This is a genomic window from Silvibacterium acidisoli, assembly GCA_022870745.1.
In the GTDB taxonomy this organism is placed as follows: Bacteria; Acidobacteriota; Terriglobia; order Terriglobales; family Acidobacteriaceae; genus Silvibacterium.
Map to the genome: position 1 here is coordinate 2,052,197 of CP085323.1, position 12,462 is coordinate 2,064,658.

The window sequence follows — 12,462 nt, forward strand, 5'->3', positions numbered from 1 at the left end:
ACCTCACTTCCTACTCGAGGGGGTGATCTCGATTGCAAGCAGGATGAGCTGGGTCTTTCCTCTTCGGCCCACGATGGGTCTGCCATTTAATAACACAGACTGTACACCGTTGCCATGAATCTTATACTCAACTTGATAATTTTCGAAGCTTTGATTGAGCGGAAGTACTTTCTCCAGCAGTTCGCGCAACTGGGGTATATCCCATTGACGATCGCCTAACTCATAGATAGAACTGCCGATGGTCTCTGCAGGAGCGAGACTGGAAAACTGGTAGAAGGAGCGGCTGGCGGATACGACCTTCAATGCGCTATCGAGCACAACCAGCGATTCACGCACCGTATCGACAATCGCTTCAGCGAGATCGCGTGCCTCCTGCACCGCGATTTCCGCTTCCACGCGCTTGTTGATATCAGTAAACGTGAGTACGACGCCTTCAATCACATTGTCGAACGTCCTGTAAGGCTGTATTTTTGCGAGATACCATTGACCGGTAATCGTACTTATCTCGCGCTCATAGGGCACCAGCGTTTCCAACACGTTTTCAGCTCGCTCGAGCAGGTCATCGCCTTCCAGGTTGGATCGAATATCGGCAAGCGGCCTGCCGACATCCGAGGCAACCAGGCGATTGATACGCACCGCCTCACGCGTAAAGCGGCGTATGACCAGGTGCTGATCGAGAAAGATGGTTGCGACGTTGGTGCTGTCGAAGAGATTCTTCATATCGTTCTGCACGTCGGCCAGCTGTTCGATCTTGGCCTGCAATTCGGCATTCACGGTAATCAGCTCTTCGTTGACTGACTGCAGTTCTTCCTGCGATGTCTCGAGCTCTTCGTTTGTGGACTGCAGCTCTTCATTCATGGACTGCAGCTCTTCATTGGCCGACTTCAATTCCTCATTCGATGACTGCTGGTCCGAGATGATGGACTCGATGTTTTCGCGGGTGCGCGACAGATCGCGCTCCAGCCCAAGGATGCGCTGATCGACCGCGGAGAGAGGTGAGTTCTCTTCGCCGGCTGTTGGCGGAACGGCGGCCTGCACTTCCCGGAAGCTGAGCAGCAGAAGATTCTCTGTCCAGTCCGGACCCGAGATCGGCCGGACACAGAGGCTTACGATTCTGGGACCGCCATCTGTCTCTATGGTGAACTCGCGGTCTGTTGTGACCAGCCCCTGACTCGCGGCGTTTTGAATGGCGGTGCGCAAATCCAGCTGCAGGCCCTCCCGTGCCATGTCTATCGCGTTGAAGCTCACATGCCCGGGCGCCGGACGGAAATACTTACCCGTTTCTCCATACACATAGAGAATGTTGCCCTTGGCGTCCGTGATGACCGAAGCGGGGGCGTAGAACTGCAGCAACATGCGCTTTGCGAGGTCGGCGATATTGAGTTCTTTTGGTTTCGTCGTCATTTCATTGAGATCGTCATTGCCACGATGTACTGTCCATGAAAGGCCGCCTCCGGTCGGCGTTCGGCTAGGACTACTGGACAGGGAGGAACGATAAAGCTTCCACCTGTTACTTAGAGGCGTGAAAAGATCGGTCGCATTGCCTATGTTTTCAGATGAAGAGAGGAACAGGATGCCGCCGGGCTTCAGCGCGTAGTGGAACCTGGGAATCAGGGATGCCTGCAGTTCCGGTTCCAGATAGATCATCAGATTACGGCAGCTGATCAGATCCAGCTTGGTGAAGGGCGGATCCTTGATGATATTCTGCGTCGCGAAAACCACCAGCTCGCGGACATTTTTTCTGACCTGGTAGCCCTCAGGCTGTTTGGTGAAGAAGCGGCGCAGCCGTTCAGCGGAGACGTCCTCGGTGATATTCAGGGGATAGAATCCGGTCCGGGCGGTAGAGATGGCATCCTCATCAAGATCTGTGCTGTAGATCTGCACCTTGATTTCCGCCCGATGCTCCTCTATGTATTCCTGCAGGAGAATTGCAATCGAGTAGGCCTCTTCTCCAGTGGCGCATCCTGCGACCCATACACGAAAGACATACTCCGGGGGCTTGCCGGTGAGCACGGCAGACAGGCCATCTTTCTTGAGAGCTTCGAAGGCTTCAGGATCGCGAAAAAAGCTCGTTACGTTGATGAGCAGCTCCTTGAAAAGGTGTTGAATCTCGATTGGATGTTCCTTGAGATAGCGAGCGTATAGCTGCATGTCTGCAATGCTGTGCTGCACCATTCGCCGTTCGATACGACGCAGGACGGTGCTCTTCTTGTAGTGCGAAAAGTCGTGGCCGGTCCCCACGCGCAGCGACGAGATGATCTGCGTCAGCCCTTTGCTCTCATCCGGTAATGTTTCGCCGTTAGTGACAGGAGTTCGAAGGCCGGCAAGCAGAACTTCCGGCATCTTCTCGACAGGAAGAATGTGCGTGGCAAATCCCCCCTGAATCACGCTCTCGGGCATTCCGCTGTACTTTGCGGTGTCGGGCTGCTGGGCAATGGTAATTCCTCCGCTGCCTACAATCGCGCGCATGCCTTGGGTGCCATCCGTTCCCGTGCCGGAGAGGATGATACCGATCGCCTGTTCTTTCTGATCCTCCGCCAGCGAGCGAAAGAAGTGATCGATCGGCATGCGGTGCCCGCGCGGCTCTTCGGGTGTCGTCAGCCGGAGAGTGCGATTGGTGATATCCATTTCGCGATTCGGCGGAATCACGTAGACGCTGTTCGGCGCCAGGACCATTTCATCCTCGGCCTCCACGACTGGCATCGTTGTGTTGCGCTGGAGGATTGCTGCCAGGATGCTGGTGTGGGTTGGATCGAGGTGCGGCACCAGGACAAATGCCATGCCACTGTCAACGGGAGCTTTGATAAAAAACTGTTCGAAAACCTCGAGGCCACCGGCTGAAGCTCCCATGCCTACGATGGGAAAGCTCTCGGAGAGGTCATCCCTTGACCCTGGTGTCGGAGAAAGACTGCCGGGTGAGGCTGGTTTGTCCACGTGGTTCTTCCCTTTCGAGTGAAGACACCGTATGTCACCGAATTGTAGCTTCATTTCAAGAAAGCTGATGCCCTTCGATAGGCGCAGAGCAGGCTTTTCGATTACAGCTACAGTGTTCGAATGAAGGGGAGAGAAACGCAGCGGATTTGAGATTGATTTTGCAAAAAAAATCATGCCGCCCAAAAGGCGGCATGACTCTTTTTGCGTTTGGTTTGTTAGAACTGCAGCTTCAGAGACATCTGGATCTGACGCGGGAAGTTCTGCTGAGTGGAACCGATGGTGCCGTAGCCGGACCACGATCCGGGCTGATTGTCCGACGCCACGCTGGTATTGCGGGTTGGGGCTACGTCAGGCGAACCAGTATTCGGTCCTCCGAAGATAGCTGTATTAGTGATGTTGAAAGCCTCGGCCTTGTACTGCAGCGTTACGCCTTCGCGAATCAGGAATTTCTTCTCGAAACCGATAGCAGTCTGTTGGGCCCAGGGGTCGAGGACCTTCGTCGAGATCGGGACCTGAGTTACAGCCGTGTACTCGGGGAATGTCTGGAAGCAGTTGTTTTGCGTGTTGTTGAGGTAGCTCTTCCAGCTGCGGTGAGTCGCGACAATGTTGTAGTTTCCGCAGTTGAAGAGGTCGCCATTAGGATAACCGACCGGTTGGCCGCCATCATTCTGGAAGATCCAGTCCATCTGCCAGTCGTTGACAATCTGTCCGAGCAAGCCGTGCGCGTCGGAAAAGACTGCACCGCCACGACCGATTGGCAATCCCCAGAGTCCGCTGAAAGCGAGGTCCCAGGGGCGGTTGCTGCCGTCCGTGGTGTAGTAGGGCTCCGGATCAACCAGCCCGGCACCATTATTGTTGAGAAAACCCGTGGCTGATAGCAGGTGAGACCACGTGAACGAAGTCAGGAAGCTAAGTCCCTTGGAAAGAACACCGGTGCCGGAAAAGCGCTTTTCGAGCTTAGCCAGCAAGGCGTCGTAATTGCTGTAGCCACCAGGGAAGGTGTAGTCGTAGACGCCACCATCAAACTGCGGGTAGGGCACCTTGAGGTATTTCGCCTGAATGGTTGGATTCTGTCCAAGCGAGGTGTTCGGGTCGATCGCTCCATAGAACGGGTTGGGAACCTGCTGATCCAGGTAGTTGGGATTGGCGTGTCCGAGGGCGAAGTCTGTCGCGCTGATCGGATCAAGCTGCTTCGATGCGCGCAGGTTGCTCGCGTGGTTGCCGAGATAGGTGATTTCGCCAACCATCTGGAAGGGCAGGGCTTGTTGGATGCCGACGGTCCACTCTTGCACGTGAATGATTTTGCGGTCGCGAAGATCGATGCCGAAGTTGGATCCCACGAGCGCAAGGCCACCGAGAGACGAACCCGGCGGTGTGACATAGCCATTCGGATACGGAATACCACTGTTGAAGGCACCGCTCGGATGCAGGCCGCCGTCGGGCGAAGAGTTATAGCTGGTGGTCTGGTTCCATGCGGAGGCGCCACCAAGCTCAATACCGAATGCCTTGGTGATGAGGTAGCCGCCATGGATGACGGTATTCTTGTTCGGACCCCATGAGATACCGATCTTCGGCTGCCAGTATCCTGTGTTGTTCGGATATGCCGGCTGGTTGGGACCGGCAAAGAGTACCTCGCCATACATCGGAGCGAGCGAAGGCACGAGAGACGATACGGGGTTGATGCAGGTGAAGCACATACCTGCGAGAAGCCGGTTGTGGCGCTCGATGGGCGAGAATTCTGCGTCCCAACGGATGCCCGCGTTTACGGTGATGTTGCGGCGGACCTTCCAGTCATCCTGAACAAACGCACCGGTGTAGCGATACGACTCATAGGGTGCGATGTTGTAATCTACGCCGCCACCGGAAGAGTAGCCCATGAGCAGGTCGGCAACGACAGAACCATCTCCATTATTCTGCACGAATGGGTCTTTCTGCGTGAAGCCATCGCTGAAGCTGAAGTAGCCACTCGGACGGCCGATGCCGGATGGAACGTCATGGTATAGAGACCACTCCGCACCATAGTGCAGGTTGTGGTTGCCAAGTACCTGCGTGATGGACGGACCTATGTCATAAGTTTCGAAGACATTCGGATCGGCGGAGTTACCAATGACGCTGGGGAGGTTGTCACCGAGATCGATTTCCGGAGCCCAGTTTCTGTTCGATGTGGGGATACTCGGCATCGTCAGACCAAGGTCTCCGGGTGTCAGCTGATCAATACCGGCAGACACGGTTCCATTCGGGGCAATCGTCCAGTAACGGTTAAACGATGCGCGGACGTCTCCGATAAGTCTCGGGCTGAAAGTGTGAGTCAGATCGAGAACCTGGGTGATGCCGGAGCGATAGTTGTTGATGTTACCCATGATCGCCGGGCCAGTGAGACCGTTGCCATTACGGTATTCCGTGCCAGACCACCAGCTAAAGATGCCGTAGAGTTTGGTCCTGTCCGTGAAGTCATAATCGGCACGGCCGGTGTAGATGTTGTACTTGTAGCGGTCCTTGCCATTGAAGACGTAATTGTTGGTATAGCCGGGCCGATTAGGTGCGGGAAACAGCTTCATGATGCTCAGACCGATCGGGCTGATGCGGTTTGCCGGGATGATATTGCCCGGGAACATCTGGCGAGTGTAATTTGCGCACGTTGCATCGGTGCACGTAGTGGTGTTCGGATCGTAAATGCCAGCCTTGTTTTGAGACGCCAGATAGCTGGAGAGGTTTACCGAGCCGTCGGGGCCAGGGTACATATCAGCGGTCGGAACAGTGGTGTTGACGCCTGCAGGAAGAACCTGCCGATATCCTTCATAGCTGAAGAAGAAGAAACCCTTGTTGTTCCTGGTAAATGGTCCACCCAGCGTGCCACCAAACTGATGTTCGTTGTGGAAGGGTTTGGCTTCATTCACCTGGTTCAGGTTGAAGGTGTTGGCGTCAAGGATCGAATTTTTCCAGAAATCGTATGCCGTGCCGTGAAAGTGCGGCGTGCCGTTCTTAAGGATGATGTTGACCGCACCGCCGCCGACGCGCCCATACTGAGCATCGAAGGTGATGGTCATGATCTTGAACTCCTGGATGCCATCAATTGACGGAGCAACGGTCCAGGTGCCGGCGGGTCCGCCGCCCTGAATCGAGATCGGAGCGCCATTCAGCAGGAACTGGTTGGTCGAACCAGGCAGGCCACTGATGGAGTAGGCATTCGAGACGTCCCAGCCGCGGGTACCGGAATAGCCGCCGGGACCGAATTGTGTCTGCGTGAAGCGGACGCCGGGAGTGAGCTCCATCAGCATGTAAACCTGGCGGCCGTTCAAAGGCAGGTTCTGCACTTTATCTGGGTCGATGACGCTGCCACCGGAAGCGTCAGCCGTGCTCAACTCCAGCGGGTTTTCGGTCACGGAGACGGTCTCGCTGACTGCGCCGACGGGCATGACGAAGTTTTCCGAAATCTTCGCGGAAACATCGATGGTGACATCAGTGTGTTCGACGGACTTGAATCCCGGTGCATCGACCTTGATCGAATAGGTGCCGGGCTGGACGTATGGAATGTAAAAACTGCCTTTGCTGTCTGACTTGCCGTTGTAAGTGTGTTCCGGGCTCTTGACGACGATCCTGGCGTTCTGGATTACGCTGCCCTCTGAATCAGCTACGACGCCGGTTACGGTGCCGCGGTACTCCTGTCCGAAGCCGCGAACGGCCGGCAGAAGAACCAGGAGAGCGACAAGCATTTTGAGGTGGTTAGAGGTGAGGGCGGTTTGTATTTTTAGTACCGCTTCTGACATCGTTGTCAAAACACAACGTGTCGCGTCTGGCCTTTGGTCTGCCATCGGGGGTAGCCTCCACTTTCAGCCGACCAATATATCTCAGCAATGATTGGAAATGGAACAAGGAATTAACGCTCTAGATAACATCGGGGCTTCAAACGAATTAATATCCAACGCGTTTGTTTGTATATGCTTAAGGGGCTTTGACGGGATCGAAGCCTCACCCTGCCCGAGAGTAACGTGATTTAGTCGGCTTATCAGACCAATAACACCCCCTGCCCGGTTTCTCGATGCATGCCCGTCGCTGCGGTCTCGGGTGTTCGCCCCGGCCACCACTAACCAGTCGTGGCACGAATGCTGGCCGTTGCAGCGTTGCATCCGAGATACGGCATGCAGTTTTCGGAGTCACGCTCACCTGAAGATTGCAGAATTGCAACTTGGCGGGCGGCGGGTCGTCTGCTACATTTAGTTCGCCTTCATTCCTCCGCCTTTCCTGGCCGTCTGCTGCGTCGTCTGGTTGGAGTGGCAACATGCTGCGCCGGAGCTTGCCGTGAAGTCTCCGCCCCGCATGACAGACGATCGCCGGGCTCACTGATTGTCAGCAAAGAGTCTGCGACGTTCGAAGTTGCATCGGCCAGAGGGAGAGTAAGAGGCCCTGCGATGAGCCCTTGGCCCCGATTTCTCATTACCCCGAAAGCTCCAGATAGAGGGCTTCCTGAATTTTGCGATCACGCACGTCTTCGTGCGCGGATGGGGGCATTGTGCGAGAGGATCTCACGGGTTCGGATTTACGGAAGGTTTTCGAGCAGCATGGATTTGTAACCGGTTCTGACTGTCTTCTTCCACTGCTTCGGAGAGCGATCAAGGCCGCAGAGGTAAGCGACGTAACCACGCTGATCGAAGGGGAAACCGGGACAGGCAAACAGGTTCTTGCCCAGGCGATCCATTCGCTCGATGGTAAGCGGAAGAACAACGCCTTCGTTACGGTTCACTGCAGCACTGTCAGCGAATCGTTGGCTGAAAGCGAGCTCTTCGGCCATCAGCGCGGAGCGTTTTCGGGCGCGTTCGCAAACCGCCGCGGACTCTTCCAGGCGGCGCGAAACGGCACGCTGTTTCTCGACGACGTGAACGATCTGCCGCTCGTCCTGCAACCAAAACTGCTCGATGTTCTGCAGCGTGGGACGGTGCGTCCGGTAGGTTCGGACTTCGAGGTGCCGATCGATGTGCGAATCATCGCCGCAGCGAACCGGCCACTGGAACCGCTGGTGAAAGAGGGCCGCTTCCGGCAGGATCTCTATCATCGCCTCAACGTGGTGCGGCTGGAACTGCCGCCGCTGCGTGAACGCCCCGCCGACTTCGCCAGCCTCATGCTGACCTTTGCGTGCCGCCATGCGGGGCTTTACCGCCCGATCCTCTCTGTCGATCCTGAGCTGCTGCGCTTCCTTGAATCGCAGCCAATCCTGGGCAATGTGCGCGAGTTGGAGAATGCAGTTCAGCGCATGCTGTTCCTGAAGACTGAAGGCGCATCGTTGACGCTTGAGGACTGGACGCGGCAGGTCAGCACGGAAGCGCCAGGCGAAAAGATCGACCTGATGGCGCAGACCGCAAACGCAGTCTGGCGCACGATTTCAAACGGCGAGTGCGGATACGGGCAGGCGCTGCAGGAACTAGAGAAGCGCGTACTGGAAGCAGCAATGAGCGTGCCTGGTTCGACGAGACGCAAGGTGGCGAAGCAGCTTCACATCAGTGAACGGGCGCTTTACTACAAGATGCGCGCGTGCGGCATCGCCAGCCGCATTCGATAGATTCGTCTGCACTGCTTTGGGTCCGCACGTCGGCAGCGGACCCTATTTCTGCGCGCTGAAGCGCGCTGCATAAATCTTCACCTGCCATGCAAAACCGGGCAGCGCGTTCCTGCGCAGGCACAGCAAGGTCTTCATCCATTCCGCTGCATGCAGGATGGCCTTGTGCTGCTCATTCCGTCCGCAACATCTTGCGGACATGGTGCAGCTTGCGCTTCACGCGATCTCTGGCCCTGCATCGCATGACAGCTTTGACAAGCGATGAAATTTGAATCGGTTACATGGCGGAGCCGCGCATATTCCACAAGCCTTGTACACGCATGCTTCATTTGGCTTGCCTCGTGCATACACGTATGCGCTTGCGACGGTTACTGCGAGCGGCTGGATGAAGGGGGCCATCTGATAAGCCTCGGCGACACTGTCCGGTTTCGCAGTATGGACATCTTTCTGCCGCTCGCGGATGAACTGCCTGGTGTGTTGAAGGAAAGTCCAGAGCTTGAAGGAACGATTCTGAGCTTTTCGGATTCAAGCCAGGAGCCTCGCGTGTTTGCAGTGGTAGAGGTTGTCATGCGCCGCAGTGTGGTGGTGCCGGTTGTGAAGCTGAAGTTGGTAGAAGCAGGCGACTCGACCGAGGACGGTTGAAGGTAGCGGGAATTTCAAGGGCATTTGTTGGAGAAAGGGAGAAGCATTTATGCCAGTCACTCCTACATATCCGGGCGTCTACATCCAGGAGCTGCCGAGTCCGGTGCACTCGATTGCAGCCGTGGCGACGTCCATCACAGCATTTGTGGGCTACACCGCGCGCGGTATCGATAACCGGGCCGAAGAGATCTTCAGCTTCTCCGATTTCGAGAGGCTCTTCGGCGGTATTGCCTCGAACAGCGAACTGAGCTACGCCGTGCAGCAGTTCTTTCAGAATGGAGGTGCGCAGGCATACGTAGTGCGAACTCCTGCGACTTCTCTTGGCGCTGCAAGTGCTTCGGTCACATTCGATGGCATAGAGTTCCTAGCACTGAGTAGCGGAACATGGGCAGACGGTGAGCTACTGGTAGACATCGATACGATCGGCGTAGATCTCACGGCGGATCCGCTGGCCTTCAACGTAACGATCACTGACCTGGCCGACAACACGACCGAGTACTTTCCCAGCGTGACGCTCGCCAGCGCAAAGAGCAACTTCATTACGGCGATCCTGAACGATCCGGATAATGGATCGCAACTGGTGAAGGTTTCCTTTCCGGGAGCTACACCTACAACCGCCCCCACGGTCAGTGGAGTGACCGGCGCAGCAATCACCACAGCCTCGGTGAACACGGCGGTTGCAGGAAGCGCTACCGGGGCGACAGCGACGCAGGACTTCAGCCTGAAGGTAAGCACGAGCTTTCCTGCAACGGCTCCGGCACCGATGCCCATTACGGTGAAAGTTTTCGGAAGCGGGAGCGCCGTGCCGCAAACACTTGCCGGACTCGCTTCGAAGGTGCAGCAGGCGATGAATGCAGTACTCGCAGTGCAGATGCCGGGGGCCAGCGTGCAATGCACCGTTGCGCCGAGCGGAACTGGGCAGGCCCTGCGCATCAATGCCCTGCTTCCGCAAAATCCTGATGCGGTCGTTACGTTCGCGAGCACGGGAAGCGGCGGCGATGCATCGGCTGCGCTGGGACTCTCGGCGCCGGTGGTAGCCAATGTTGCGCACTACACAATCGGATCGGGCAACGCGCATGGAGCCCAGACGGCGTCAGTCAAAGGAAAAGACGGAACAGGCTTACCGCAGACTGCAGACATCATCGGTGACCATGCGACTTTCACCGGCATCTACGCGCTCGATAAGGTGGACCTGTTCAATCTGCTGAGCATTCCCGATGCGGCGCGCGCGTTGGCAAGCGACCCCAACGCGGCAGATCCGAGCATCAATGCGCTGGCGATCTACAGTGCCGCGATTACGATGTGCGACCAGCGGCGTGCGTTCCTTTTGTGCGATCCTCCGCCTAACGTCAACTCTGTATTGGGAGCCGTGGACTGGATATCGGATAACCTTGGCGTGATCGATCCCAACGGCGCTGCGTTCTTCCCCCGGCTGCGATTGGCCGACCCCGCAAATAACTATCAGCTTCGCACCTTTGCACCTTCTGGTGTGGTGGCAGGGGTGTATGCGAGCATCGACGGCTCGCGTGGGGTATGGAAGGCGCCCGCAGGAATCGAAGCCACGCTGAACGGCGTACAGAGCATGACTTACAAACTGAGCGATCCCGAAAACGGTGTGCTCAATCCGCTGGGACTGAACTGCTTCCGTAACTTTCCTGTTTATGGATCGGTGCTTTGGGGCGCCCGGACACTGGTCGGCGCCGATGCGATGACGAATCAGTGGAAGTATGTTCCGGTGCGGCGCATGGCGCTGTTCCTCGAAGAGAGCCTGTATCGGGGCACGAAATGGGTGGTCTTCGAGCCGAATGACGAACCGCTATGGGCTGCAATTCGTTTGAACATCGGCGCGTTCATGCAGACCTATTTTCTAAAAGGCGCATTCCAGGGGCAGACGCCGGACCAGGCCTACTTTGTGAAGTGTGACAGTGAGACGACTACGCAGACCGACATCGACAACGGCGTAGTGAACATCCTCGTCGGCTTTGCTCCGTTAAAGCCGGCGGAGTTTGTGGTGATCCAGATCGAGCAGCTAACCGGGCAGGCCCAGAGTTAAGAAAGGTGACCTATGGCGAATTTTGTCGTCAATGCGCAGCGCTTTGATCCCTATAAGAACTTCAAGTTCCGGCTTAAGTGGGATAACCATTACGTCGCCGGCATAAGCAAAGTCAGCGGTCTTAAGCGGACCACGGAAGTTGTGAAGCATCGCGAAGGTGGCGACCCCAGCACGAGTCGCAAGTCGCCGGGCCGCACCGAATATGACGCGATCACGCTTGAGCGCGGCGTCACTCATGACCTTGATTTCGAAGCCTGGGCAACGAAGGTGTGGCAGTTGAATGCGACGCTCGGATCGGAAGTCTCGCTCGCGGATTTTCGTAAGGAGATGATTCTCGAGTTCTACAACGAAGCGGGACAGCTTGCGATCAGTTACAAGATCCATCGCGCCTGGGTGTCGGAGTTCCAGGCCCTTCCCGATCTCGATGCGAATGCGAATGCCGTGGCAATACAGCACATAAAGCTAGAGAACGAAGGATGGGAGCGGGACACGGCGGTCACTGAACCTACCGAGCAGGTTTTGACACCACCACGCGGATAGATGTCGGCTGAGTTTCCTGGAGATGACGGAAGATGCGGGCCTTGAACGGAGAATTGCTGCTGCGGGCGTGGGATGAAGGCGCGGAGAGAGATGATCTTCTTCGCGGCATGATCATGCTGTCGCTTGCATTGGATGAAGAAGACCCGGGCAGACCGCTGAACCTGCCATTGCCGGAGTGCAATCGGTTGTTGCTGCAACTGCGCGAAATCAGTTTTGGGCCGATTCTGGAGGGCTTTCACCGCTGCCCGGAATGCGGTGAGGCTTCTGAGTTCTCAATCCCTATCGCCGTGCTGCGAAGTGAGCTTGGCAGCAACAGAGAGCTGGCAGAGGCGTCATGGGAAGAAGGCGGAGCAAGATATCGCATGCGGCAGGCAACACCGGACGACATGCTGGCGGTGCGGAATATCGCAGATGCCGAAGAGGCGCAGGCGGCCCTCATCCATCGATGCCTGCTTGAGGGCGAAATGCCCAGCGAGCAGGCGCCACTCGTGGAACGTTTTGAAGCGCTGCATAAGGGAGCAGAGATGAGCTGCATGCTGGTTTGCCCGGCGTGTGCGCATAAGGGCGGGTTCGACCTGGACATCATGCGCTTTCTCTGGAGAGAAACCAGGGCGGCTGCGTTGCGGCTGCTCGAAGAAGTGCACGATCTGGCATGGGCATACGGCTGGAGTGAAGCGTCGATTGTGAGTATGAGTGGTGTTCGTCGCGCTGCCTATCTTGAGATGGTGCGCGCATGAGTGGA

General features: G+C 56.6%; 8 protein-coding genes. 5 read left to right on the forward strand and 3 right to left on the reverse strand.

Translation table 11 applies throughout. From position 1 onward, the window contains the following. Positions 1-3: 3 nt before the first annotated feature. Together LJD29_RS08465 and LJD29_RS08470 are read right to left on the reverse strand one after the other, a co-directional pair. Positions 4-2,934 (reverse strand): chemotaxis protein CheB, encoded by a 2,931-nt coding sequence (locus LJD29_RS08465; protein ID WP_446745321.1) that lies wholly within the window; start codon positions 2,932-2,934, stop codon positions 4-6. Positions 2,935-3,149: 215 nt separating this feature from the next. After that, a complete protein-coding gene (locus LJD29_RS08470; RefSeq protein WP_446745322.1) occupies positions 3,150-6,647 on the reverse strand; it encodes a TonB-dependent receptor in 3,498 nt (1,165 codons plus the stop codon). 797 nt (positions 6,648-7,444) lie between these two features. Here LJD29_RS08470 and LJD29_RS08475 point away from each other — a divergent pair. Next, the gene (locus tag LJD29_RS08475) at positions 7,445-8,488 is read left to right on the forward strand and encodes a sigma 54-interacting transcriptional regulator (RefSeq protein ID WP_446745323.1); all 1,044 of its coding nucleotides are present in this window, start codon (positions 7,445-7,447) and stop codon (positions 8,486-8,488) included. 42 nt (positions 8,489-8,530) lie between these two features. Here LJD29_RS08475 and LJD29_RS08480 read toward each other — a convergent pair whose 3' ends face one another. Then, positions 8,531-8,686 carry a hypothetical protein gene (locus LJD29_RS08480; protein WP_446745324.1) on the reverse strand — a complete coding sequence of 52 codons (156 nt, stop codon included), beginning with the start codon at positions 8,684-8,686 and terminating at the stop codon, positions 8,531-8,533. 234 nt (positions 8,687-8,920) lie between these two features. On the opposite strand from LJD29_RS08480, the gene LJD29_RS08485 reads away from it, so the two are divergent. From LJD29_RS08485 to LJD29_RS08500, 4 genes are read left to right on the forward strand one after another with little or no spacing between them, the layout of a single operon-like run. Beyond that, entirely contained in the window at positions 8,921-9,127 is a 207-nt protein-coding gene (locus tag LJD29_RS08485; RefSeq protein WP_446745325.1) for a hypothetical protein, read from the forward strand. 49 nt (positions 9,128-9,176) lie between these two features. Beyond that, positions 9,177-11,180 (forward strand): phage tail sheath C-terminal domain-containing protein, encoded by a 2,004-nt coding sequence (locus tag LJD29_RS08490; RefSeq protein WP_446745326.1) that lies wholly within the window; start codon positions 9,177-9,179, stop codon positions 11,178-11,180. A 12-nt stretch (positions 11,181-11,192) separates the two neighbouring features. Further along, complete coding sequence (locus LJD29_RS08495) at positions 11,193-11,720, forward strand: phage tail protein (protein ID WP_446745327.1); 528 nt, start codon at positions 11,193-11,195, stop codon at positions 11,718-11,720. Between the two features lie 32 nt (positions 11,721-11,752). Beyond that, positions 11,753-12,457: a T4 family baseplate hub assembly chaperone gene (locus LJD29_RS08500; RefSeq protein ID WP_446745328.1), complete on the forward strand. Its 705-nt coding sequence runs from the start codon at positions 11,753-11,755 to the stop codon at positions 12,455-12,457. Positions 12,458-12,462: the final 5 nt, after the last annotated feature.

What these genes read in the sequence shown, in the direction of transcription:
- LJD29_RS08490 (WP_446745326.1), top strand. Translation starts at nt 9,177, where the DNA reads ATGCCAGTCACTCCTACATATCCGGGCGTCTACATCCAGGAGCTGCCG.
- LJD29_RS08485 (WP_446745325.1), top strand. Translation starts at nt 8,921, where the DNA reads ATGGACATCTTTCTGCCGCTCGCGGATGAACTGCCTGGTGTGTTGAAG.
- LJD29_RS08500 (WP_446745328.1), top strand. Translation starts at nt 11,753, where the DNA reads ATGCGGGCCTTGAACGGAGAATTGCTGCTGCGGGCGTGGGATGAAGGC.
- LJD29_RS08495 (WP_446745327.1), top strand. Translation starts at nt 11,193, where the DNA reads ATGGCGAATTTTGTCGTCAATGCGCAGCGCTTTGATCCCTATAAGAAC.
- LJD29_RS08480 (WP_446745324.1), bottom strand. Translation starts at nt 8,686, where the DNA reads ATGTCCGCAAGATGTTGCGGACGGAATGAGCAGCACAAGGCCATCCTG.
- LJD29_RS08470 (WP_446745322.1), bottom strand. Translation starts at nt 6,647, where the DNA reads ATGCTTGTCGCTCTCCTGGTTCTTCTGCCGGCCGTTCGCGGCTTCGGA.